Source organism: Granulosicoccus sp. 3-233, from assembly GCF_052681095.1.
This window is the reverse complement of the sequence record NZ_JBQYLE010000017.1, coordinates 1-22,658: the sequence shown is the minus strand read 5'-3', so window position 1 is coordinate 22,658 and position 22,658 is coordinate 1. Positions and strand designations below refer to the sequence as shown.

Here is a 22,658-nt window from a genome sequence, read left to right as displayed (position 1 = left end):
GATACGCCCGATACGCCCGATACGCCCGATACGCCCGATACGCCCGATACGCCCGATACGCCCGATACGCCCGATACGCCCGATACAGCTGATGTGCCGGAGCTTCCTCGAGCGTCAGTCGTAGCCGGTGCTGCCTGATAGCCGTCATCCAGGCGCAGAGCGCCCACAGTGATCATCGGGTTGTCGGCATGGAACCGAGGTCGTCCACGACTCATTCCGGAGGACGGCGAGAGCAGTTGTATTCCCGGTATGTTCCGCAACGCCTGTTCTACCTGATCAAGATCGGTGCGCTGCTGCAATTGCACCGCCAGAGTGATGGTATGGCCCCGCCACACCGGTACGCGCGTGGCAAAGGTGTGTATTGGAAAGGCCTGCGAGAAGATCACGCCGAGTTCGTTTCTCAAGGCCCGTGCTTCACCGGGAAGATGTCCGACAACCTGATCGTGAATGGCATGCGCCTGCATGCCGGGAATGTCGGTGCCGCTGATGGCCTGGAGTGCCGTGATGGTAGCTGTCCGAATGCCGAAGCCGGATTGCAGTGCCTGCAGTGGCAAGGAGCACATGGCTGTCGTGCAGTTGGGTGTCGCATAGTGCTGTAGGCCTGGATCGAGGGCTTGCAGCCTGCCCGGGACGACCAGAGACTGCCGAAGACGGGCGTATTCCGCATGTGTCAGCACCCGGGTGCCGCGTGCCAGATGAGCCGACTCGATCTCCTGCGCACCGTCATCCGGCAGGAAGGAAGCCAGAAGAGGTGCATGGCTCTGTGCTTCCGGTGGTAGCAAGGGAACCTCACGAAATGCTTCGGCCACCTGAGGGTCGAGCGACCAGTCTTCAGAATCGGCTATGGAATCAACACCTTGTAGTGCCAGTCGATCATGCAGGCTGCAGACCTTGAAGCGTGTCGAACCAGCCAGTCTTGCCAGCAGATGTTGACCCAGCAGCGTGTTGGCGCCCGCTATGGAGAGAGAGACCTGCGTCATGAATTCGTCCGGGAAATCGAAACTTGTTTGAAATGTCAGAAAAACTATCTTAACATGTCACAAACGCAATCGTGAGATGTCAATGTACGATCCGGCTTCACCCCTGCTTCGCGTCGGCGACAATTTCGGTAACCCGCCCGGACCGGAAGCCAAGGCGCGCTTTGCTGAAGATCGCCTGCTGGATGCGGTCATCTGGTGTGAAATCATGCCGGGCGACACGGTCACCGAGGCGGATGTCATGGAACGGTTCGGCCTGACTCGGGCGGCAGCCCGCGCCGGTCTGATGCGCCTGGGTTATGACAGCTGGGCGAGTCCACTGGCACGCCAGGGCTGGCAGATTCTGCCGATCAGCGGTGCTCTGATCGGTCAGGTGCTCGAGGCTCGCCGATTTGCAGAACCGTCGCTGGCCAGCGCCAGACTCTCGGCCGAGGCTCGAAAGGAGCTGTCCGACATCGGGGTCATCGTGGCCACCTTGAGTCAGCGACGGGAGGAGAGTGCCCTGATGTCCTTTCGGCATTATGTCGATCGGGTCGACAGCCTGCTGCTGTGTGCCATCAACCCGCTCACGGCTCGCCACTTGCGCAAGCTGTGGCACCACTCGGCCCGCATCACGCGTTTTCTGGAAGACGAGCAGGGTGGACAGGCATTGCATCGCGATGATATTGCCGAATTGATCGAGGCAGTACTGGCCGAGGATGGCGACGCGATTACCTCACTGCGGCTTAGCTTGATCGAAGCCCAGGAAAAGTTGTTCATGCGCCAGCTCCTGAAGAGCGAAGCGCCCCTTAGCCATCGCAGCGGTTCGATTGTCAGCCACCGGCCGACAGATGCTGCCAATCATCGGAGAGATCTATGAATCATGTCGTCAAGGGCTTGCTGACAGGGGTGACCCTGGGAGTGCTCTCAATGCCCGTGCTTGCCAGGGATATCACCATCGATCTGGTTGGGGAGCCGTCTTCCCTGGATCCGCAGGTGCAATGGAACCCGGACAGTTACTACGTCTACCGTAATGTGTTCGACAATCTGGTGACCCGAGACAATGAAGGCACCATCATTCCTCAGATTGCCACGTCCTGGGAGCAGACCAGCGATACCGAGCTGACACTGAGCCTGCGTGATGATGTCAGCTTTCACGATGGCGAGAAACTGGATGCCGAGGACGTCGTGTTTTCGGTCAAGCGTATCACCGACCCGGAATTCGCTTCACCGCAACTGGGGCAATTCAACCAGATCATCAATGCCGAGGTAATTGACGATGTCACAGTCAAACTGACCACAGACGGACCCTACCCTGCCTTGCTGTCACAGTTGGTAAAGCTCTCCATTGTGCCCAAACACGTGGTTGAAGCCGTCGGCAAGGAGGCGTTCAATACTGCGCCGGTAGGCTCAGGTCCCTACAGATTCGAGGAATGGAAGCGCGGTGTCTCGGTGACCCTGTCCAGAAACGAGGACTACTGGGGACAGCCTGGTCCGTTTGACAATGCAATCTACCGTGCCGTGCCGGATGCGGCGACGCGTGTCGCCAATCTGCAAGCGGGTACCGCCGATCTGGTTGTCAGTCTCAACAGTGATGCAACGCTGCAATTGCAGGGTGTTGATGGTGTTCAGGTGCTGTCGGCCCCGACCGAGCGTGTTGCCTATCTGGGTGTGAATCTCGACAAACCGCCATTCAACGATCCGGAGCTGCGCAAGGCTGCCAGCCTGGCCATTGATATCGAAGGCATCACTCAGGGCCTGCTGGGTGCGGGTGAAATTCCGATGGCACAATTGGCCAGCCCTGCTCACTTCGGCTATGCCGATGATGTCGACGCACTCGTGTATGACCCGGAAGCTGCAAAGGAAATCGTTGCTGCCAAGGCCGAACTGGCAGCGACTCCGGCGACCTTTGCCACCGCCCCGGTTTTCGACCAGCGTGTTGTTCAGGCCTTGCAGCAGATGCTCAATGATGTCGGCTTCAATGTGTCCATCTCGGTCACTGACATGCCAACCTATCTGAACATCGTGCGCTCGGAGCCGGCCGATAACGCCGAACTGAGTTTCGGTCGTTGGTCATGTGCCTGCCAGGATGCCGATGGCATCACCTATCCCCTGCTGCATTCGGACAGCGCCTGGTCACGCGTGAATGTACCGGAGCTGGATGTCTTGCTTGATACTGCAAGAGTGTCTCTTGATGAGATGGTGCGCCAGGAAGCCTACAGCAAGGTGCACAAGCTGAATCGCGAGAACTACTATGTATTGCCCTTGTATCAGGCTGCTGTTCTCTATGGTGCCTCTTCGAAACTGTCTTTCGCGCCCACTGCCAACGAAAGCATGTTTCTCAACCGCATGACATGGTCTGACTGATCATGTTCCGCTTCCTTCTGCATCGTGGTGGACAGGCACTGGTCGCGGCATTCGGTGTCGTGACGCTGGTGTTCTTCATCCAGCGGCTGGCCGGTGATCCAACGGCTCTGCTGTTGCCCGAAACCGCGACGCAGGCGGATATTGATGCGATGCGAGTGAGTCTGGGTCTCGATCGCGCCCTGTGGGTGCAGTACCTGGATTTTCTGAGCGATGTCGTGCGCATGGACCTGGGGCAATCGTACGTACAGAATGCCCCGGTTCTGGACATCATTCTCAGTCGCTTGCCGCAAACCCTGCAACTGGCAGCCGGCGCGCTGGTCGTGGCTCTGGCCATCGGCATGCCGCTGGGACTGTTGATGGCGATGACCCGTGGTCGACTCGTGTCACGCTGGATCATGGGCGTCGTACTGGCCTGCCAGTCCATGCCCACCTTCTGGAGCGGCATCATGATGATTCTGGTATTCGGTGTGTGGTTGAAATGGCTGCCACCATCGGGTACGGGCACTCTGTCACACCTGATCATGCCGTCCATTGCCCTGGGGCTTCTGTCACTGGCGACCTATGCCAGAATCGTTCGCTCAGCGGTGATCGATGAACTGGGCAAGGACTATGTGCGGTCGGCGCGGGCACGAGGCGTGGGCAGTGGTCGTCTGGTGAAGCATCATCTGCTGCGCAATTCCCTGATACCGGTCATCTCCATCACGGCGCTAGAGTTGTCTCAACTGCTGGCTGGTGCTGTCATTGTCGAGACGGTCTTTGCCTGGCCGGGGCTGGGTCTGCTGACGGTGCAGAGCATTGCTTCCCGGGATTTTCTGGTGGTGCAGGCCGTCGTGCTGATCGGTGCATTCGTTACCATCAGTGCCAATCTGGGGGCGGACATCCTGTATTCCGTGGTCGATCCGCGTGTGCGCCTGACGGAGTCCTCATGAGCAGGGTGCAGGCAATGAATGTCGCACGAAGCGGTCTGTCCTGGTGGCCGGCTCTGTTATTGGCAACCCTGGTGTTGCTGGCGGTATTCGCGCCCTGGATCGTGCCGGTGGATCCGGACCGACAGAACCTGCTGGGGCGCCTGAAGCCGCCGGGATTCGAGGCACGTGGTCAGGTATTCTGGCTCGGATCGGATGAACTGGGACGCGATGTGCTGAGCCGTCTGATCTATGGCGCGCAGGTGTCGATATCGGTTGCCTTTCTGTCCGTGGCACTCTCCGGCGTCGTGGGTGTCACCGTTGGCATGATTGCCGGCTATCTGCGCGGAACGGTGGAGACCGTGCTGATGCGACTGGTGGACATCTTTCTGTCCATCCCGGCGATTCTGCTGGCCATCATCACCGTGGCGGTGCTGGGACCGGGCTTCATCAACGTGATTCTGGTACTGGCACTGACCCGCTGGCCGCGCTATGCACGGGTAGCCTATGGGCAAACGCTGGCCCTGGCCGACCGGCCATTCGTGACATTGGCCAGAGCAATGGGTGCAGCCACTCCACGGGTGTTGCTCACCCATATTCTGCCCAATATAGCAGGCCCCTTGCTGGTCGTGGCGACCCTCGAGTTCGGGCTGATGGTGCTGTTCGAAGCAGGCCTGTCCTTCCTGGGACTCGGCGTGCAACCGCCGACGGCCAGCTGGGGGTCCATGCTCTCGACAGGGCGCAGTTATGTGGCATCGGCCTGGTGGATAGCCACATTTCCCGGGCTTGCATTGTTTTTACTGGTTCTGTCGGCAAACCTCATTGGTGATCGCCTGAGTGATCAGATAGGAAAAGGTAGATAAATGAATTTTGAATCGGAATTTCAGGGCAAACGTGTTGTCATCACCGGTGCTGCGGGCATCATGGGGCAAGCACTGGCAAAGGCCTTTGGCGAGGCTGGGGCCGAGTTGTGTCTTACAGACCGAACGACTGAAGGTTTGTCAGGTTTCGCGGTGGCAGCCGACCTGACCAGTGACACCGGTCTCGAGACCTTGCTCGATGCCGTTAAACAGCAATGGGGTGCTCCCGATGTGGTCATCAACAATGCTGCCCTCTATCCGTCCTCCTTTCTGCTCGATATGGAGGTGGCTGACTGGGATCGCATCATGTCCGTCAACGTCCGGGCCCCCTTCGTTTTGATGCGAGGCTTCTGTCTGCAGATGATCGAGAGTGGCGTGAAAGGCAATTTTGTCAATATATCCTCTGGTGCGGCGCGCAAGATGCGACGTACGGCGGTCACGTATTGCATGTCCAAGACCGCTCTGGATCGCATGACCAAGGGCTTTGCTCTGGAAGTGGCCGAGTTCGGCATCCGGGTCAATGCGCTGGAGCCGGGCTTTGCCGCTGGCAGCGCCGTGTCCTCTCTGTCGCAGGAGCACATCGATCGGGTCATGGCGGCCATTCCACTGGGTTGTGAAACCTCGGCAGAGGACGTCGGGCAATCAGCGCTGTTTCTTGCCTCTTCAGCGGCCAGAAACATCACGGGGACCTCGCTGGCGGTTGACGGTGGCAATTCAGCCGGCACCATGGACGTCTATCAGGCGAAGAAGCATCCGCTGTGATCTGGAACCGCACACCCTACAGCTGGCCCGAAGGCAAGCGCTCGGCAGTCTGTTTTTCTGTCGATGTCGATGCCAACGCGCCATGGCTCTGGCAACACCGCACGGCCTTGCCCGATACCCTGGCCGCTCGCGAGCATCGTCAGTATGGCATGCGAGCCGGTCTGAGTCGCATGGTCGCCATGCTGGACAGGCTCGGTATACAGGGCAGTTTCTTCGTGCCGGGAGTGGTCGCCGAAGAGAATCCGGAGCTGCTGCCCGGACTGCTGGAACGCGGGCATGAGATTGCGCTGCATGGCTATTTCCATGAGTTGGTCTGCGATATCAGCGATGATCAGTTCACTCGGGCACTGGAGTCGTCCATCGACATCTTCGTGTCCCAGACCGGCATTCAGCCTCGGGGTTTTCGTTCGCCCGCCTGGGAGATGACTCCGCACATGCTGGCAGAGCTGGCCCGCCTGGGTTTGTGGGATAGCTCCCTGATGGGGGAGGACGTACCGTACCGCATTGCCGGGGTGACCGAAGTGCCGGTGCGCTGGGACAACGACGATGCCATTTTTTTCAAGTTTCTGGGTGCGGGTGACAAGACCCCGCGACCGGATGCAGATGTGGAACGGCAGTGGGCGATCGAGGCCTCGGCCCAGGCTCGGGATGGTGGACTGTTCATGCTGACCGTGCATGACTGGATATCGGGGCGGGCGGCACGGGTCGAGATGCTGGAGAGAATCCTGCGCCGCTTGATCGATGACGAATCAGCCTGGTGCGCTACTTGTGGACAGATTGCGGCGCACCACGACACATTGACCCAGGGTCTGGACGTAAGCCTCGAGCGGCATGTTCCGATCAACGACAGGAAAACACGACATGGATAAAGCGGCGGGCACAGAACGTCAACTCAGCGCGTCTGCCAGCCGATCTGGCCAGGCCTGGGCGGTGACCAAACCTCAGGTAGAGAGTGCCGGTGGTATCGTTGCTGCGCAGAACGAAGAGGCGGCGAGGGTGGGAGCTACCGTTCTGGCAAACGGTGGCAATGCCATGGATGCGGCCGTGTCAACGGCCGTGGCCTTGTCGGTGCTGGAGCCCTGGTTGAGCGGCCTGGGCGGTGGTGGCTTTCTGTTGCATGCGGACAGCGCGGGGGCGGTCGAGACGCTGGATTTCAATCTACGGGCACCGGAGAAGGCAGATATTGCCGATTATCCGCTGGTGGGTGGCGAAGGCGGAGACTGGTTCAACTGGCCTTCAGTGCAGGAAGACCGCAATCTGACAGGCCCGATGTCCGTGTGTGTACCGGGGGCTGTGGCAGGTCTGGCCGAAGCGCTGGAGAGGCACGGTACCTTGTCCTGGGCCGACGCCCTGGCCCCGGCCATCGAGCTGGCAGAGCGCGGTATGCGTATCGACTGGTTTGCCGAACTGGCACTGGCCATCGATAGCCCGGGACTGTCAGCGCAGAAGGCCGCAAAGAGTCTGTTTCTGGATGCATCACGACGGGTTGCCGATCCGCAGGATCCCGGTTGCCGCCTGCTGCCGATGCCGGCCAAGGCAGCGATGCTGCGGCGATTGGCCGAATCTGGCCCGCGGGACTTCTATGAAGGACAGGTTGCACAAACCCTGCTGAGCAATCTCAACGAGATCGGTTCGAAAATGACGGCTCGTGATCTGTCCGAGTATCGTCCTGTCTGGCAGGAATCGACACAGAGTGTTTATCGGGACAGGTTGGTGCACACCATTCCGGGTCTCTCCGGTGGACCCAGCCTGGTACAGGCTCTTGCCGAACTGAGTGAGCAGGATCTGGCATCGGCCAGTAGTGCCGAGGCCGCAGCGGCCTATGCCAGGGCCATACGTCAAGCCTATGAGTCGCGCCTGCGAGAAATGGGACATGCTTCGGCGGGTGGCGATTGCACCAGTCATCTGTCGGTCATCGATGAGCAGGGCAATATGGTCTCCCTGACCAATACCTTGCTGTCACGGTTCGGTGCCAAGGTGGTTGCCCCCGACCTGGATCTGCTGCTGAACAATGGCATGATGTGGTTCGACCCTCGGCCGGGTCAGCCCAATTCCATCTGCGGTGGTGCGAAGCCTTTGGCGAACATGTCACCGGTGATCACGACTCGTGACGGTTTGCCGGATATTGCCGTCGGTGCCGCTGGCGGCAGGCAGATATTTCCGGCCATACTGCAACTACTGTCCGCCGTGATCGATCGCAACATGTCGCTCGAGGAAGCGGTGCATGCGCCGCGTATCGATGGCAGTACACCGACGATTCTGGTCAATCGTCTGGCGAGCATGGACACCGCGACAGCCATCTCCGGCATGTATCCGGTGCAGATCACCGAAGACTCTCTGCACCCGGTGCAGTTTGCCATTCCTTCCATGGTACAGGCAGGTCGAGAGGGTGAGCCGAATGTCGGAGCGGTACATCCGAACAGCCCCTGGGCGGCTGCGGTGGCAGCGAAATGAGTCTGCTCGCCATCGACGACCTGGCCATCGGTGCCGGTGCGCTGTCACTGGTGGATGGAGTCACGCTCAGTGTCGAACCGGGCGAGGTGGTGGCACTGGTGGGTGAAAGCGGCTCTGGCAAATCGCTGACAGCGCTGTCGATCATGGGACTGCTGACTGAAGGGCTGCAACGACAGCGTGGCCATATCCATTTCGATGGTGTCGACCTGACTCAACTGAGTGAAGAGCAATTGCGATCCTTGCGTGGATCGGAGCTGGCCATGATCTTTCAGGAGCCGGTATCGTCGTTGAACCCGCTGGCAGCGGTGGGGGCGCAAGTGGCGGAAAGTCTGATCGTGCATGGACGGGCCTCGGAGCAGGAGGCCAATCGCCAGGCTGTCGACATGCTCCGTCGAGTCGGCATCCCGGAGCCGGAACGACGAGCACGGCAGTTGCCGACGGAGCTCTCGGGTGGCATGTGCCAACGCGTCATGATTGCCGCGGCTCTGATCTCCCGACCTCGCCTGCTGATTGCCGATGAGCCCACCACGGCACTGGATGTGACCATTCAGGCGCAGATTCTTGCCCTGATGTCCGATCTGGCCGAGGAGGCCAATACCGCCGTTCTGCTGATCACCCATGACATGGGGGTGGTGGCCGAGCTGGCTGATCAGGTCTGTGTCATGTACGGTGGTCGGGTTGTCGAGCAGGGGCCGGTGGAAGCGCTGTTTGCCGCGCCGCGTCATCCCTATACCAGCATGCTGCTCAAGACCATTCCGCGGCTGGATGAGGAGCCGAAGCAGGAGCTGTTCGCCATCCGGGGCAATGTACCAAGCCCTCGCGACTGGCCTGCCGGTTGCCGTTTCAGGACGCGCTGTGATCGCGCCACCGACTCGTGTGGTGAGCGTCCCGAGCTGCAGGGGCAGCTTCATCGCGTTGCCTGTCATCATGCGCTGGGAGGTGGTCGATGAGTCCCTTGTTGCAGATCCGGGATCTGAAAGTCCACTTCCCGGTGCGTACCGGACGGTTCGGTGGCAGCCAGTCGGTGGTCAAGGCGGTGGACGGCGTGTCGATCAGCATTCACGCCAACGAGACCGTTGCCATTGTCGGGGAATCCGGCTGTGGCAAGTCCACAACCGGCAATGCCGTACTGGGTCTGGCACCGGTGACGGCAGGCCGCATCGAATTTCAGGGGCAGGACCTGGCATCGCTGGATGCGGCCGGCAGACAGGCGGTCTGGCGCGATCTGCAGGTCGTCTTCCAGGACCCGGTGTCGGCGCTGAATCCGCGTCGCACGATTGCCGAGTCCATCGCCGAGCCACTGCAGATTCATGGCGTCGACCGAGCACGGATCCGGGCTCGGGTGGATGAACTGATGGGGCTGGTCGGTCTCAATCCCGATCAACGTGATCGCCGACCGGGTGCGTTGTCGGGTGGTCAGCGCCAGCGTGTCGTGATTGCCCGTGCGTTGGCTCTGTCACCCAGATTGATCATCTGTGATGAGCCGGTCAGCGCGCTGGATGTCTCCATTCAGAGTCAGATCCTGAATCTGCTGATGCGCTTGCAGCGGGAACTGGGCTTGAGTTATCTGTTCATCGCGCATGACTTGAGCGTGGTTCGGCATATTGCCGATCGCGTGGCAGTCATGTATCTGGGCATGGTGGTGGAGGAAGGGCCTGCTGCCATGGTGTTTGCCAATCCGGTGCATCCCTATACGGAAGCCTTGCTGTCAGCCATTCCCTTGCCCGATCCGACCCTGCGCCATCGACGCAAGCGAATCGTACTGGAGGGGGATCTGCCGAGCCCGATGAATCCGCCGTCGGGCTGCCCCTTTGTCACGCGCTGTCCTCTGGCGGAACCGGCCTGTGGGGAAGCACGACCGCCACTGGAGGCGATTTCTGCCGAGCATGTCGTGCGTTGCCGAGTGCGGGTACCGGCGGTTGCCGGCGGCTAGTGTCAACCTCGGTTCCTCATGCTTTGCGGCCCTTGTCTGCAGACAGGGTTGCAGTCTGAACCTTGCCCTGTTGACTGCCCGCACTGCCGTGCGGGCAGATCAAGGAGTGACTACCGGGGCTTGCCCTTGTTCTTGCGATCCCGATGACGTTCCTTCTTGCGCACTTCACCCTTGGCATCGGTTCGTGGGCCACTCTTGCGCTCACTGAGATCTCGGGCTGCCGCGGTTTTCTTGGGTGGCTTGTGGCCGCCGCCCTGTTCGCGGCGCTTGTGATCACCGGATTTGGGTGTCCTGGGCTTGCGAGCTTCCGCTGTGTCGCCAGCGGTGTCATCAGACACTCTGGACATGTTGAGTTGCCGTTCGCAGACCCAGACGCGCTTGAGGTCCTTCAACAGGAACTTGGGCATGCCCGATGGCAGTTCGACGGTGCTGTGTGTCTCGCTGATCCTGATGCGACCGATGAAGGCAGCGTCCAGACCCGCCTCATTGGCGATGGCACCTACCAGATTTTCCGGTTGAACGCCGTGGGCGGAACCCACTTCGACCCGGAAATTCTCCATTTCCATGGCAGCTTCATCGGCAGCACGGCGGCGCGCTGCCCGTGATTCCGAAGCGGCCGACTTGTCGATGGAAGGTGCGCTCTGTTGATCGCTGCTGCCAGTCGTCTCGGCGGCGTCCACCACCGGCTGACGTCGAACGGCTTGCGCTCTGGCATCGGCAGGGTGGGGATTGCCACGTGACCGGTCCTCGTCGCTGTGCACATTCCTGGCTCGGGCCGCTACCGGCTCGGCCACGATACCGGCACGTCGATCGACCTTCTCCTTGCGCTGCTTGCGTTCGCCATGGGCGCTTTTCTCGGTGATCAGCAACGGCTGCTCGCCCAGATACATGCGAGCCAGGGCGGCGGCGACGCGTTCGGGTGGGACGTCATGATCGCGTGAGAAATCCTCGATCAGACGCTGCAGATAGCCGAGTTCACCGGTGGCGAGGTTGTCGCTGATGCTCTGCTTGAACTCGGCGATACGCTTGTTGTTGACCATTTCCACGGTCGGCAACTGCAGAGGTTCGATTTTCTGTCGGGTTGCGCGTTCGATGGCGCCGAGCATGCGACGTTCACGCTGGGTGACGAACAGGATGGCATCACCGGTGCGTCCGGCACGTCCGGTGCGACCGATGCGGTGCACATACGCCTCTGTGTCATTGGGAATATCGTAGTTAACCACGTGGCTGATGCGCTTGACGTCGAGTCCGCGTGCCACGACATCGGTGGCAACCAGAATATCCAGCTGCCCTCGCTTGAGCTTGTCGACCATCTGCTCGCGCTGTTTCTGCGGCATGTCACCATTCATGGCAGAGGCGGCAAAACCGCGGGCACTGAGCTTCTCAGCCAGTTCCAGGGTAGCGGTACGCGTCCGCACGAATACCAGCATGGCGTCGAAGGTCTCTGCTTCGAGTATGCGGGTCAGGGCATCCAGCTTGTGCAGACCGCTGACCAGCCAGAATCGTTGACGGATCGTGGCGGCCGTGCTGGTCTTGCCTTCGATGGTGACTTCTGCCGGATTGTTCAGGTGCTTGCTGGCAATGCGACGGATGACCGTGGGCATGGTGGCCGAAAACAGGGCCATCTGACGAGTCGCGGGTGTCTGTTCGAGAATCCATTCGACATCGTCGATGAATCCCATGCGCAACATTTCATCGGCTTCGTCGAGCACCAGTGTCTGCAGATTGTCCAGTTTCAGGGTGCCGCGGCGCATGTGATCCATGATGCGTCCCGGTGTACCGACCACGATATTGACGCCGCGTGAAAGTTGGCGTATCTGTCCGGTGTAGTCCTGTCCGCCGTAGATGGGCAGGACACGCACGTTCTTCATGTGCGTGGCATATTTGGCGAAGGCCTCGGCCACCTGTATCGCCAGCTCTCGGGTCGGTGCCAGGATCAGTGCCTGCACGCCGCGGGCGTTCAGATCCAGTCTGGACAGTATCGGCAGCGCAAAGGCGGCCGTCTTGCCGGTACCTGTCGGCGCGTGCCCGAGCAGGTCGCGACCTTCCACCAGAGGAGGGATGGTGCGGGATTGAATGGGGGTGGGCGTTTCGTATCCCACGGCCTGGACAGCCTGCAGCACGGCGGCGGGCAAATCGAGGTCTGAAAAGTTCTGTACAGTATTGGTATCTTGCATTGCGGGAGCTTAACGCTTTATGGAGCCCAGCGGTGAGCACACTTGCCCGTTTGTTGAAGTTGTGCCATTTCGTCCGGCACAATACTCTGTCCTGCCACTCCGGTAATGATGGCTGATCAGCCACGATGGGAAATGCATGAACTACTGGTTATTCAAATCCGAACCTGACGCTTTCAGCATCGATGACCTGAAAGCGATGAAAGGCAAGAAGGATCACTGGGACGGTATCCGAAATTATCAGGCCCGCAATCTCATGCGCGATGAGATGAAGAAGGGCGATCTGGGTTTCTTCTATCACTCCAGCTGCAAGGTGCCGGGTATTGTCGGAATCGTCGAGGTCGTGCGCGAGGCCTACCCGGATCACACGGCGCTTGATCCGGAGTCTAAGTATCACGATCCAAAATCCACGGTGGATGATCCTAGGTGGGTCATGGTGGATGTCCGGTTCAAGCGAAAATTCGACGATGTCCTGTCACTGAGCGCCTTGCGCGAGGTCGAGGCCCTGTCGGACATGGTCCTGCTGCGCAAGGGCAGCCGTCTGTCCATTCAGCCGGTCACGGAAAGCCAGTGGCAGACGATTCTGGGGCTGGCCAGCTGACCTTGATGTGGCTGATGCGGCCACATCGCTGAAACGGGTTCCGTTTCACCGAGTAACTGCCCGCATGTGAAAGATTCTTCCGTTTCTCTCAATATATCGATCTTCCTGCCAATAGGTTGAAGTATTACAGGTAATACCGGTGGGAAGACATGGCGGTGCAATCGGATCGATCAGTTGTTGCCATGGTGGCTATCTGGCTGAGCCTGTCCGGTGGCGCTCTGTATGCACTGGCAGACTATGGCAGCAGCGCCGGGCAGGCAGCTCCTGCCCCTTCGCAATGGCCGGCAAGCGTGGCCACCGGCATCACGCCGAGCGCCGATCGGGCCACCGTGGTGTTGTTTGCCCACCCGCTTTGCCCCTGTACGCGAGCCACACTGGTGGAGTTCGAGAGTCTGACGAACCGCCTGTACGGCCTGTTCGATCTGCATGTACTGTTCTTCGAACCGGCTGACCCGTCCGCCATGCCCGAGGTCTGGGGGGCGTCGGATCTGCGGCAGCTCGCCTCCGCCTTGCCAGGTACACGATTGCACGCGGATGTCGATGGTCAGCTGGCCCGGCATTTCGGGGCCTACACTTCGGGTCAGGTACTGTTGTATGACACCACGGGAGCTCTGCGATTTGGCGGCGGCATCACACCGTCCAGAGGGCATACCGGCAGCAATCCGGGTCGCGGCACCCTGATCAGTACCATTCTGAGTGATTCCGGCATTGACCCCCTGGCCCCGATATTGAATCCCGTCTTCGGCTGCGGATTGCTCGATAGTCGAGACGATGATCGTAAATCAACGCAGGAACCGCTGGTCTTCGGCCATGGTGGAGAGGGGAAGGACCACCTCTCTCTGGCCGTATCCGCCCGACATCTGCTGTCAGCCCCCGTCGCGGGGCAGTTTTCATAGTGAGAGTGCAGAGCATCATGACAAGCAGCACAGGTATTGCATCGTGCACCGACGAGCAGCAGACGGAATCTCTGGCGGCTGATATCGAGCGCGAATACCAGCAGGATCGGCAGCAGTATCATGCAAGGATCGACAGACTGTTTGTTCTGTTGTTTCTGGTTCAATGGCCGGTTGCCGTTGTGCTGGCGTTCCACATGACGCCCACCACGTGGGCCGGCACACAGAGTTCGGTGCATCTGCATGTCTACATGGCGATCGGTCTGGGTGCACTGGTGACCCTGTTTCCGGCCTGGTTGGCGTGGCGAAAACCCGGTGAACTGATCACTCGGCTGGTGATCGGTGCGGCCACCATGCTGTTTACTGCCATCTTCATTCATCTGTCGGGCGGGCGGGATGAAGGGCATTTTCATTTCTTCATGATGATGGCCTTCGTGGCCCTGTATTTCGACTGGCGTGTGGTTCTGACAGCTGTTGTCGTGGGTGCGGCAGATCATGCTCTGCGTACCGTGCTGTTCCCCATGTCCGTGTTCGGTGTGCTGGATAGCCCCTGGTTCCAGCTCTTCCGACATGTCTGCTGGGTGGTGTTCGAGGGTTCGGTGCTGCTGTATGCCACCATGCTGATCGACAGGGATAAACGCCAGGCAGCATCGAATCTGGTTCTGAGCCGCAGGCGCGAAGCCGAGATAGAAACCTTGCTGGCTCTGAACGAAGAGGCGACCGCGGAACGCCAGGCGCGGGAGCGGGAAGCGGCCGTTCTGCTCGAGGAAAAGCGCAAGGCGGAGATGTTGCAACTGGAAGTGGCCAACAAGGCGGTCAGACAGGAGCGAGAAGCGGCCGAGAAGATGCATCGTCAGGTAGCCTCTCTGCTGGAGAGTGTGCATCAGGCTGAATCGGGTAACCTGGCATCCCGTATCGATGTGACCGGTGATGATTCTCTGGGACAGGTAGGGCAGGGCTTGCAGCGTTTGCTGCAGTCCTTGAACGCTGCGTTCAAGGAGATCGGCGCCAATACCAATACCCTGGCCGAGGCGGCCAGTGAACTGGCGTTGACCAGCAGAGAACTGGGGGAAGATGCCGCCGAGACGTCGCAGCGCGTGGAGCGGGTAGCCGGCAGCGCGGACTCGATCAACAGCGGTGTTCAGAGCACAGCTGCGGCTACCGAGCAGATGAACGCTGCCATCCGGGAGGTTTCTCGCTGTGCTTCGGAAGCGGTCAAGGTGGGGCAGGATGCGGTTGCGCTGGCAGGGCGGGCCAACACCACGGTGCAGCAACTGGGAGTATCGAGTACCGGTATCGGGGATGTGCTGAAGGTGATCACCTCGATCGCCGAACAGACCAATCTGCTGGCGCTCAATGCCACCATCGAGGCGGCCCGAGCCGGGGATGCGGGCAAGGGCTTCGCCGTGGTGGCCAATGAGGTCAAGGAGCTGGCCAAGGAAACGGCGAAGGCGACCGACGAGATATCCGGTCGCATTGCAGCCATTCAGGCGGATGCCGGTGATGCCGGCAGTGTGATAGCGCAGATCACCCAGATCATCGAGCAGATCGACAACTATCAGACAACGGTTGCAGCGGCGGTGGAAGAGCAGACAGCAACCACACGCGATATCAGCGAGAACGTCAATGCCAGCGCTCAGGGCAGCGGAGAAATCAATCAGCACATAGCCGATATTCTGGCGCGAGTTGAAAATACCAAGTCCGGTACGGAGCAGGTGGATGCGTCAGTGGCCTCACTGCATGCCATTGCCTCTCGGGTGAAGGAGCTGGTGCAGGTCTACCGGGTGGATGGGAGTGTAGGCTGACGTCAGGTTCCGCCCGCGTCAGCCTGCGTGCGAACACCTGATGTATTCGCACACAGTGCCGAGAGCAGCAGGATACTGACTGGCTGATATGCCTTATTCGGACAGCAGCGATTCGAACAGCTTGTCAGCGGTAGCAATATAACCGGGAATATCCTTTTTCCACTCGTTGTTGAGTTTGGCGTTGTAGTTCAGGTACAGCTTGTCGTCGTGGATGGTCCACTGGTCCGGCTCGATCTTGACGAGGCTTTCCTGGGCAACACCGTAGGCGCAATAGCCGCCGTACTGAGGGGCATACCTGGCCGGGTCTGCAGTGAAAAGGTCCAGATGTTCCTGTGTGGAGAACTTCCAGGTTGCTCCCTGCCACTCTGTCGTGAAATCGTCACTGCCTTCCACGGGGCGGCCTTCCGTGAAATAGGCCACGGTATCGTAGCCACGAATGGCGACACCACTGGGTTCGTAACTGAACAGTCCATGTTTTTCCAGTGTATTGATACGTTCGGCAGCCGAAACCTGACCGATGGTGGCGAGAATCAGAAATGCTGAGGTAATGAACAATCGTGCGAGGCGCATGAGGGTTGGCTCTGTGATTAGCGGGTCTTGTACCCAGTACAGCAAGGGACTGCCCAAACGGTGAAAAGTTTTACCGCTTGCCGCAGTTTGTGTGCCGATCGAAGCGGGTCAGCGCCGGCGAAGAGCAGGAAAAGTCAGGAATCGCAGAATCAGTAACAGCAGGGCCAGTGCGGCAGGAAGCCAGCTCATGTTCACAGGCGTATGCTGTTTGCTGGCAAAGCCGTTGTCGCTCAGTCGCCCGACAAGGGTATCGATATCGTTCAGGCGGATATACTCGAGTCCGCTGAGCTGACTCAATTGACGCAGATGAGGTTCGTGCAGAGCCGACAGTTCCTCTCCGGGCCGGCCGTTTCGCTCCTCGATCGGCAATTGAGTGACTTCATCGGCTTGCCAGTAGCCCTGATGCCGACCATTGTTGTCCACTTTCGGAATGCGGACAGCCTGATCGCCACCGACACCGACCAGAAAGCCCTTGACCTCATGTCCCTCCGATTTGGGCATGCCGGTCTGACCGTGGCGCAGAGGCGGTGCTTCATGGCCATCGGTGAACAAGGCAATGGCGGTATGGTTGCCGATGGTGCTGGCAGCTCTCAGGCTCTGATGCACGCCCTTGCCGACACTGCTGGCATTCTTGAATCGCATGCGACCGTCAATCGCTCCGAGTGAGGTCAGCAGACCATTGTAGTGAGCACAGACTTCCAGAGGTGTCATCAGCGTAACCGTACGAGTCGCCGCGAAGATCGCCAATCCGATTTCCGAGCCACAGGGCAGGGACTGCAGCAGGGCAGTGGCTGCCTGCAGGGCGGCTTCGAGACGGCTAGTGCTGCGCCCCTGCAACACCACGTCCTCGACATTCATGCTTTGCGATATGTCGAATACCAGTAGATAGCGATTCACGGGTACGTTGCGGTTGATCGGCGGCATGAACAGCGCGATCAGCAACAGCAGGCTGGCCAGCAGAGACAGGGAATTCCCGAATCGTGACAGAGTTGTGCTATTCACGGCAGTTCACGATCCTCGAAACCGGGAAATACCACGCTGACACTCTTGATGGGTTTGCCGCGTTCATCCACTTCGTAACTTTCGGTCTCTGGAGCCAGGCGCAGGGCCAGTTCGAGATTGTAGCGAGCGTCCCAATGGTCCGGGTATTCTGACAGCAGATCCCTGTAGCGCTGTTTGGCCAGTTCGAGCAGAGAGCGATGTCGTCCGCTGGAACGGTCGGCATTCAGGGCTTCCTGCAGATAGCCGGTTGCCAGGTTGTAGCGGGCAGCCAGGGCCAGCTTCGGTTTGTCATTCTGCTGGGACAGCACGCCCAGCGATATCTCTGCCAGGTCGAGATAGCCGCCATTGAGCAGTGCCGTGGTGCGTGCGAACAGCACCTCTGCGGGCTGGGAATGCGCATGGGAAGCCGTTTCATTGCCGAACTGTTGCGGGGTCATGGTTGCGGGTACCGCAGATACCATGCGGTTGACGGATTCGCGTTCCCGGAATTGCATGAACTGTAGCGCGGATATCGCTCCCGACAGCAGCGCCACCGTGGCGAAGCCTGTGATCACGTATTGGCGTTTCATGCCCAGTGCTCCATTCTCGTGGCCCCGATCAGAGTGACAAGCAGACAGGCCAGTAGCGCCGCCACGAAACAGTGCCGCTGGTAATCGATCCGCGGGATGGTCTCTCGATAGCTCAATGGCAGGTTCTGGCGAGCGTCGATCTGTGCAATCGCATTGGCCATGGATTCCGGATCATTGGCCTGGAAAACCTGGTACTCAACCCCGAGTCCGCTGAAGAACACGTGCAGCTCCACTTCCTCGACGGTGGAATCGCTTTGCAATCCCAGGCGTTCAAGATCGGGGCTGTTGGGGCTGCTCTGGATGTAGATGAAATACAGACTGATTCTGAGCTCGTTCAGCCCCTTGCGAATCTTTTCCTGAATCTCACTGTCCAGACGCGCACCACCGTCGGATACCAGCAGGATGGCACGGCTACCGGTATAGCTGCGTCCTTGAAACGACTCGATGGCGGTCAGCATGGCCAGACCCATATTGGTCTCACTGGGTCCTCGGCCGATGGCGGTTGCCTGCAGACCAGCGCGTACCAGTTCGACATCGTCGGTGAAAGGTGACACCCGCGAGGCGACGACGTTGAACAGGGTCAGGGCATAGCGGTTGTCGGGGCGCTTTGCCAGAAGGTCGAGCAAGGCAGCACGGACGACCTCGCTCTTGGTCTGCGAGGGACGAGCGGCTTCCCAGGCCTCGGGCAGCTTGCGGCGGATATTGGCATCCATGCTGGCGCTGCGATCCAGCAGGATGGATATCTCGGCACCACGGCCAATGCGTTCGAGCTGCTGACTGGACAGGCCGGGTTGCGCCAATCCCAGTACCAGCAGGGCGATGGCGATGCTGGCCAGTGTCCTCCACAGGATATCCAGCCCGCGTGCCTGAGGGTCGTCGGGCAGGAGCGGGTTGAAGGAAAAGTCGACGCTATCACTGTGTTGCCGGAACCAGGGCAGTACAGCCAGTGGCAGCAGCAAAAGACACAGAGGCGTCAGGAAGTCCATGGGTAATGGTTGCGCCATGCGCGTTACCGACTGTGGCTTCTTTCGCGGTTCGCCAGATCTCTGGCGAGCTCCGTGATGGGGAAGGGCTCATCACGCGGGGGCAGCTCGAAGTGCCGCGCTGCCGATGCTTCGAAAAAGGCCCGAATGCGGCTGTCCAGAGGTTGCAGCCAGGGGCGGGTCTCGTACAGTGAAGGCAGATTTGCAAGGCTGGTGACTCGACCGGCACTGTCGTTGAACGCCCGATGCAGAATCTGCCAGGCTGACTCCGCATCCTGTCGGGCTGAGTTGTCTCGGGTTTTTCTGCCAAGCGCGTGCAGTGCCCCCGCAAAAGGCAGACGCCGGACATCGCGCCGTCTGCGCCACAGATACCAGCCGACCCACAATAGCAGCGTGGTGCTCAGTATCAGCAGGCCGAGTCGCAGATACCTTTCCGGTGTGCGGCTATCCAGTGGGGGCAGGCTCTGGTATCTGCGCAGGGCCATAGTGACTGGCGCATCCGGTGCCGGGGCTGTGGTATCGCCGCCGGCGGGCACTGCGGCCGTCAAGGGTCCCAGCGTGAACGGCCAGGCCTGTACCAGCCATTGCGATCTGACCGACACATCAGACTCGACCTCGTCGGAGTTGGACAGCACTAGCTCCGGCAGGGCAGCATGAACGATGGACGATGGGGCGTTGACTATCTGATAGCGGATGGACAATTCGGTGGAGCCGTCATCGGCATGCAATAGCGTGGCGCTCTGACGCTCCAGCCAGGTGCTGATGCGACTGGCTTCGTGCAGACTGCTGATATCCGGTGGTTCCATTTCACCCGGCAGGGCAATACGCTGGGTCAACCGGTCACCAATGACAAGGCCGAAGTTGCGCTCATCGACAGTGAAAGGCAGTGTGCCAAGCCTGGCGTCGGTGGCGGCCTGTACGGTTTCTGTTTCTGTTTCTGTTTCTGTTTCTGTTTCTGTTTCTGTTTCTGTTTCTGTTTCTGTTTCTGTTTCCGTTTCTTGTGCGCTTCCCGTGCCGACCGGCAGAGTGATCGGCAAGCAGGCGAGTAGCCAGATGAGTAGACAGCCAGGCAGGCTCCGCGTTTGCCTGCGTGGATTCGCGCTCATAGCGCCGTTTCCATGAAATGACGCGACAGGGATTCTGCCGAGAAACCCTTGTCCATGAACAAGGGCGTGATGCCATGCGGTTCGAAGGTCTGTCGTATGGCATGGCGGCGCGAATCGATGTTCTCCTGCCAGCGTCTGATCGTCGATTGACGCATGATCAGATTGTGCAGTTTGCCGCTTTCGACATCGCGTGAGCGTAACCAGCGACCGGGGGCTGGCGGGCGTGTTTCTGCCTCGCTCCAGATGACAATGGGAACCACGGTGAGATGGCTCAGCGATTCCAGCGCGGCCTGCAGAAACGCCAATGGAAAGTGAAAATCGGAGACGATGAAGACCAGGGTGGTGCCATGGCTCAGCGTCATTGCCGAGGCCGCCAAGGTGTCAGGCTGCAGTTGCCGGGGGTGCTCATGGCGGGCCTGCAAGCCCGGCCTCTGGCGCAATGAGCCTGCCAGGGAAGCGCCGACGCCACGGCCTATGCGTGGCGAGGCACTCAGATCAGGACGTGGCTCTGAATCGAATACCTGCATACCCAGTGCATCACCGTAGCCGAAAGCGCTCTGACCCAGGGCTTCCATGAACCGGGCGGCGACATCCAGTTTGTTGTCAGGAGCCCCGAATTGCATGGACGCCGAAACATCCATCAGGACTTGCACGACGGTCGCCGAATTCTGGCGCGTTGCTCGAACCAGCCAATCACCCTGCAGATTGCGCAGACTGGCGCGCAGATCCAGTCGCCTTGGATCGGGCTGATCCATCAGTCGAAGGTAGCCCGAAAAAGCCATGCCCGGTCCGCGGGCGGGGCTGCGATGTGCGCCCGGTCTGCTGCTGCGTGACCGGCCGGGTATCCTGTAGACGAATTCGTTGGCGTCAAGCATGGTCAAGGTGATGCAACGGCTTGCATGATCTGCTCGATCAGCAGTGGCGCGATGTCGGCGCGCCGCAGTTCGTAGACGGGGGTAAAGAAGATCCGGTGACCCAGTGCCGAGGGCAGTACCGTCTGCAGGTCCTCGGGAATCAGGTAGTCCCTGCCAGCCATCCAGGCGACCACGCGGGCAGCGCGCATCAGTGCACTCATGCCTCTGGGGCTGGCACCGGCGAGGATCAGGCGTTGCATGTCCACGCCTTCGATAGCGACGCCCGAACGCCCCGGGTCTTCCGTTGCACGCCAGATCTCCAGTGCGTATTTTTCCATGCTGGGGCTGGCTTCCACCCGTTGCTGAATGGCTGCTCCGATATCGTTGAGCTGATTGCCTTGACAGCAAGCGGCCGTGCATTGCTGCAGCAATGCCTCGACATCGTGAAAGGCCGGGTCGAAGATCAGAGAGCCTCGGACGGCATCATCCACCGGCGTTGTCATCGTGAGTTCGAACAGGAAGCGATCTCGTGCAGCAGAGGCAAGTTCGAAGGTTTCTTCCTTCTCGACCTTGTTCCTGTCGGCGAATACCGTCATGTGTGGAAAGCTGTGCTCGCGATTGAAGGCCGACACCGAACGCTCTGCCATGGCTCTGAGCAGCAGGGACTGCACCTGTGGTCGGGCGCGATTGATCTCGTTGAAGAAGAAGGTAGTCAGTGATTCGCCATGATGCAGAAGTGGACCGGGATCAATCCGTGGTTGACCCTCTTCGTTGACATAGGTGTGATAGACCAGATCGCCGGGCATCAGATCGATGGTGCCTTCCACGCGTTCGAAATTGCCGCCAACCACTCGTGCGAAGGCGCGTAGTACCGTGGTCTTGCCAACGCCGACATCGCCTTCGAGCAGAACATGGCCGCGTGCAAAGAGGGCAATCGTGATGAGCCTGATCAGCTCTTCCTGACCGATGACCGCTCTTGCGACATTTTCGCTGACTGCCTGCGCCGCCTGTCGCCAGTCCTCATGTTGTTCATCCGCAATCAATGAGATCTCCTGCTCTGGTGTAAAAGGAGGCGGGCTCTGCCTGGCAGAACGTTGCCTGTGCCTGTTGTCTGCGGGTTTCTACCGGGAAATAGCGAATGCGGTGTCGGATTACCGTGGGTGCGACCCTCAAGGGTTTTCCATCAGCGTCTTCAGATTGCCCAGTCCAGCCTGGTAAGGGCGGTGACGGCAGCCACGGCCGCTTCGTCATTGAGTTCTGCCGGAGGATCATTGTTGGGGTAGCCGCGATAGAATGCGCCTTTCCAGGTCACCAGGCTGCCGGAGTCGGTCGCCTTGACGGAGATGGTTGACGAGTAGTTATTGACCGGCAGCAGCGCAACATCGTGGGTCTTGACGGGAATCCTGTAGGTGTAGGACATCTTCTCGTCACTGTGCTTCTTCAAGGTCTCGTGCACGCTGGCATCCGGTCCGAGCACCAGCGTTCTACTGGCTCCCTCTTCATGTCCTCCCTGGCTGGTGCTGCTCTGTACCATTGGCAGCCAGACGTCGGCTCCTCCGAATTTGCCTACCACTGCCCAGACCTCGCTGGCGGGGGCATCGATCTCGATGGTCTCCACCACTTTCTGCCGGGTCGGACCATGGGCGCTGAGCAGCCCTGATGCGGCCAGCAGACTGACAGCGACGAGAATCCGGACGATGGGTGTGAACATGCTTGCCTCTGGTGGTTGTGGTCAATCCTTTCCTGGAATCAGTCCCTGGGGTGCATCGATGAATTCGATCTGGCGCTCATTGTCGCGAATCTGTTCCAGTATTGTAGTTTGAGTGATGGTTGCGGAAGCCGATGTGATCTGAGCGATGACAGG

Annotated in this window: 22 protein-coding genes; 12 read left to right on the top strand and 10 right to left on the bottom strand. The window is 59.7% G+C overall.

From position 1 onward, the window contains the following. Positions 1–980, bottom strand: a 980-nt coding sequence (locus ACUNV4_RS27885; RefSeq protein ID WP_430881949.1) for an Asd/ArgC dimerization domain-containing protein, incomplete at its 3' end; no start/stop codon positions are given. Between the two features lie 82 nt (positions 981–1,062). Between ACUNV4_RS27885 and ACUNV4_RS27880 the strand changes: the two genes are divergently transcribed. From ACUNV4_RS27880 to ACUNV4_RS27840, 9 genes are read left to right on the top strand one after another with little or no spacing between them, the layout of a single operon-like run. Continuing rightward, a complete protein-coding gene (locus ACUNV4_RS27880) occupies positions 1,063–1,836 on the top strand; it encodes a hypothetical protein (RefSeq protein ID WP_430881948.1) in 774 nt (257 codons plus the stop codon). Then, positions 1,833–3,323 (top strand): ABC transporter substrate-binding protein, encoded by a 1,491-nt coding sequence (locus ACUNV4_RS27875; RefSeq protein WP_430881947.1) that lies wholly within the window; start codon positions 1,833–1,835, stop codon positions 3,321–3,323. Before ACUNV4_RS27880 ends, ACUNV4_RS27875 begins: the two co-directional genes overlap by 4 nt. A 2-nt stretch (positions 3,324–3,325) precedes the next feature. Continuing rightward, positions 3,326–4,252: an ABC transporter permease gene (locus tag ACUNV4_RS27870; RefSeq protein ID WP_430881946.1), complete on the top strand. Its 927-nt coding sequence runs from the start codon at positions 3,326–3,328 to the stop codon at positions 4,250–4,252. Next, positions 4,249–5,091, top strand: coding sequence for an ABC transporter permease (locus tag ACUNV4_RS27865; RefSeq protein ID WP_430881945.1), 843 nt, complete (start codon positions 4,249–4,251; stop codon positions 5,089–5,091). Before ACUNV4_RS27870 ends, ACUNV4_RS27865 begins: the two co-directional genes overlap by 4 nt. Next, positions 5,092–5,850: an SDR family NAD(P)-dependent oxidoreductase gene (locus tag ACUNV4_RS27860; protein ID WP_430881944.1), complete on the top strand. Its 759-nt coding sequence runs from the start codon at positions 5,092–5,094 to the stop codon at positions 5,848–5,850. Next, the gene (locus ACUNV4_RS27855; protein WP_430881943.1) at positions 5,847–6,719 is read left to right on the top strand and encodes a polysaccharide deacetylase family protein; all 873 of its coding nucleotides are present in this window, start codon (positions 5,847–5,849) and stop codon (positions 6,717–6,719) included. Before ACUNV4_RS27860 ends, ACUNV4_RS27855 begins: the two co-directional genes overlap by 4 nt. Then, positions 6,712–8,304: a gamma-glutamyltransferase gene (locus ACUNV4_RS27850; RefSeq protein ID WP_430881942.1), complete on the top strand. Its 1,593-nt coding sequence runs from the start codon at positions 6,712–6,714 to the stop codon at positions 8,302–8,304. Before ACUNV4_RS27855 ends, ACUNV4_RS27850 begins: the two co-directional genes overlap by 8 nt. Next, positions 8,301–9,254, top strand: a complete 954-nt coding sequence (locus ACUNV4_RS27845; protein ID WP_430881941.1) for an ABC transporter ATP-binding protein — start codon at positions 8,301–8,303, stop codon at positions 9,252–9,254. Before ACUNV4_RS27850 ends, ACUNV4_RS27845 begins: the two co-directional genes overlap by 4 nt. Further along, positions 9,251–10,237, top strand: coding sequence for an ABC transporter ATP-binding protein (locus ACUNV4_RS27840; protein ID WP_430881940.1), 987 nt, complete (start codon positions 9,251–9,253; stop codon positions 10,235–10,237). The genes ACUNV4_RS27845 and ACUNV4_RS27840 overlap by 4 nt, the downstream gene beginning before the upstream one ends. A gap of 110 nt (positions 10,238–10,347) precedes the next feature. Here the strand turns inward: ACUNV4_RS27840 and ACUNV4_RS27835 are convergent, their stop codons facing one another. After that, positions 10,348–12,414 carry a DEAD/DEAH box helicase gene (locus ACUNV4_RS27835; protein WP_430881939.1) on the bottom strand — a complete coding sequence of 689 codons (2,067 nt, stop codon included), beginning with the start codon at positions 12,412–12,414 and terminating at the stop codon, positions 10,348–10,350. A 136-nt stretch (positions 12,415–12,550) separates the two neighbouring features. Between ACUNV4_RS27835 and ACUNV4_RS27830 the strand changes: the two genes are divergently transcribed. From ACUNV4_RS27830 to ACUNV4_RS27820, 3 genes are all read left to right on the top strand, one after another. Continuing rightward, the gene (locus ACUNV4_RS27830) at positions 12,551–13,012 is read left to right on the top strand and encodes an EVE domain-containing protein (RefSeq protein ID WP_430881938.1); all 462 of its coding nucleotides are present in this window, start codon (positions 12,551–12,553) and stop codon (positions 13,010–13,012) included. Between the two features lie 149 nt (positions 13,013–13,161). After that, the gene (locus ACUNV4_RS27825; protein WP_430881937.1) at positions 13,162–13,908 is read left to right on the top strand and encodes a hypothetical protein; all 747 of its coding nucleotides are present in this window, start codon (positions 13,162–13,164) and stop codon (positions 13,906–13,908) included. A gap of 17 nt (positions 13,909–13,925) precedes the next feature. Next, complete coding sequence (locus tag ACUNV4_RS27820) at positions 13,926–15,710, top strand: methyl-accepting chemotaxis protein (protein ID WP_430881936.1); 1,785 nt, start codon at positions 13,926–13,928, stop codon at positions 15,708–15,710. 93 nt (positions 15,711–15,803) lie between these two features. On the opposite strand, the gene ACUNV4_RS27815 is transcribed toward ACUNV4_RS27820, so the two are convergent. The 8 genes from ACUNV4_RS27815 to ACUNV4_RS27780 all read right to left on the bottom strand — a co-directional run bounded on the left by ACUNV4_RS27815 (position 15,804) and on the right by ACUNV4_RS27780 (position 22,505). Continuing rightward, positions 15,804–16,280: a YHS domain-containing (seleno)protein gene (locus tag ACUNV4_RS27815; protein WP_430881935.1), complete on the bottom strand. Its 477-nt coding sequence runs from the start codon at positions 16,278–16,280 to the stop codon at positions 15,804–15,806. Positions 16,281–16,388: 108 nt separating this feature from the next. Beyond that, positions 16,389–17,282, bottom strand: a complete 894-nt coding sequence (locus ACUNV4_RS27810) for a VWA domain-containing protein (RefSeq protein WP_430881934.1) — start codon at positions 17,280–17,282, stop codon at positions 16,389–16,391. After that, the gene (locus ACUNV4_RS27805) at positions 17,279–17,851 is read right to left on the bottom strand and encodes a hypothetical protein (protein WP_430881933.1); all 573 of its coding nucleotides are present in this window, start codon (positions 17,849–17,851) and stop codon (positions 17,279–17,281) included. Before ACUNV4_RS27805 ends, ACUNV4_RS27810 begins: the two co-directional genes overlap by 4 nt. Continuing rightward, a complete protein-coding gene (locus ACUNV4_RS27800) occupies positions 17,848–18,855 on the bottom strand; it encodes a vWA domain-containing protein (protein ID WP_430881932.1) in 1,008 nt (335 codons plus the stop codon). The genes ACUNV4_RS27805 and ACUNV4_RS27800 overlap by 4 nt, the downstream gene beginning before the upstream one ends. Positions 18,856–18,860: 5 nt before the next feature. After that, positions 18,861–19,940, bottom strand: coding sequence for a hypothetical protein (locus tag ACUNV4_RS27795; RefSeq protein WP_430881931.1), 1,080 nt, complete (start codon positions 19,938–19,940; stop codon positions 18,861–18,863). Continuing rightward, the gene (locus ACUNV4_RS27790) at positions 19,937–20,815 is read right to left on the bottom strand and encodes a DUF58 domain-containing protein (protein ID WP_430881930.1); all 879 of its coding nucleotides are present in this window, start codon (positions 20,813–20,815) and stop codon (positions 19,937–19,939) included. Before ACUNV4_RS27790 ends, ACUNV4_RS27795 begins: the two co-directional genes overlap by 4 nt. 2 nt (positions 20,816–20,817) lie before the next feature. Further along, positions 20,818–21,837: an AAA family ATPase gene (locus ACUNV4_RS27785; RefSeq protein ID WP_430881929.1), complete on the bottom strand. Its 1,020-nt coding sequence runs from the start codon at positions 21,835–21,837 to the stop codon at positions 20,818–20,820. A 149-nt stretch (positions 21,838–21,986) separates the two neighbouring features. Further along, on the bottom strand, positions 21,987–22,505 hold the full coding sequence (locus ACUNV4_RS27780; protein WP_430881928.1) for an SRPBCC family protein: 519 nt from the start codon (positions 22,503–22,505) through the stop codon (positions 21,987–21,989). Positions 22,506–22,658: the final 153 nt, after the last annotated feature.

What these genes read in the sequence shown, in the direction of transcription:
- ACUNV4_RS27795 (WP_430881931.1), bottom strand. Translation starts at nt 19,940, where the DNA reads ATGAGCGCGAATCCACGCAGGCAAACGCGGAGCCTGCCTGGCTGTCTA.
- ACUNV4_RS27800 (WP_430881932.1), bottom strand. Translation starts at nt 18,855, where the DNA reads ATGGCGCAACCATTACCCATGGACTTCCTGACGCCTCTGTGTCTTTTG.
- ACUNV4_RS27780 (WP_430881928.1), bottom strand. Translation starts at nt 22,505, where the DNA reads ATGTTCACACCCATCGTCCGGATTCTCGTCGCTGTCAGTCTGCTGGCC.
- ACUNV4_RS27790 (WP_430881930.1), bottom strand. Translation starts at nt 20,815, where the DNA reads ATGCTTGACGCCAACGAATTCGTCTACAGGATACCCGGCCGGTCACGC.
- ACUNV4_RS27820 (WP_430881936.1), top strand. Translation starts at nt 13,926, where the DNA reads ATGACAAGCAGCACAGGTATTGCATCGTGCACCGACGAGCAGCAGACG.
- ACUNV4_RS27845 (WP_430881941.1), top strand. Translation starts at nt 8,301, where the DNA reads ATGAGTCTGCTCGCCATCGACGACCTGGCCATCGGTGCCGGTGCGCTG.
- ACUNV4_RS27865 (WP_430881945.1), top strand. Translation starts at nt 4,249, where the DNA reads ATGAGCAGGGTGCAGGCAATGAATGTCGCACGAAGCGGTCTGTCCTGG.
- ACUNV4_RS27880 (WP_430881948.1), top strand. Translation starts at nt 1,063, where the DNA reads ATGTACGATCCGGCTTCACCCCTGCTTCGCGTCGGCGACAATTTCGGT.
- ACUNV4_RS27860 (WP_430881944.1), top strand. Translation starts at nt 5,092, where the DNA reads ATGAATTTTGAATCGGAATTTCAGGGCAAACGTGTTGTCATCACCGGT.
- ACUNV4_RS27835 (WP_430881939.1), bottom strand. Translation starts at nt 12,414, where the DNA reads ATGCAAGATACCAATACTGTACAGAACTTTTCAGACCTCGATTTGCCC.
- ACUNV4_RS27805 (WP_430881933.1), bottom strand. Translation starts at nt 17,851, where the DNA reads ATGAAACGCCAATACGTGATCACAGGCTTCGCCACGGTGGCGCTGCTG.
- ACUNV4_RS27850 (WP_430881942.1), top strand. Translation starts at nt 6,712, where the DNA reads ATGGATAAAGCGGCGGGCACAGAACGTCAACTCAGCGCGTCTGCCAGC.
- ACUNV4_RS27875 (WP_430881947.1), top strand. Translation starts at nt 1,833, where the DNA reads ATGAATCATGTCGTCAAGGGCTTGCTGACAGGGGTGACCCTGGGAGTG.
- ACUNV4_RS27830 (WP_430881938.1), top strand. Translation starts at nt 12,551, where the DNA reads ATGAACTACTGGTTATTCAAATCCGAACCTGACGCTTTCAGCATCGAT.
- ACUNV4_RS27825 (WP_430881937.1), top strand. Translation starts at nt 13,162, where the DNA reads ATGGCGGTGCAATCGGATCGATCAGTTGTTGCCATGGTGGCTATCTGG.
- ACUNV4_RS27815 (WP_430881935.1), bottom strand. Translation starts at nt 16,280, where the DNA reads ATGCGCCTCGCACGATTGTTCATTACCTCAGCATTTCTGATTCTCGCC.
- ACUNV4_RS27840 (WP_430881940.1), top strand. Translation starts at nt 9,251, where the DNA reads ATGAGTCCCTTGTTGCAGATCCGGGATCTGAAAGTCCACTTCCCGGTG.
- ACUNV4_RS27870 (WP_430881946.1), top strand. Translation starts at nt 3,326, where the DNA reads ATGTTCCGCTTCCTTCTGCATCGTGGTGGACAGGCACTGGTCGCGGCA.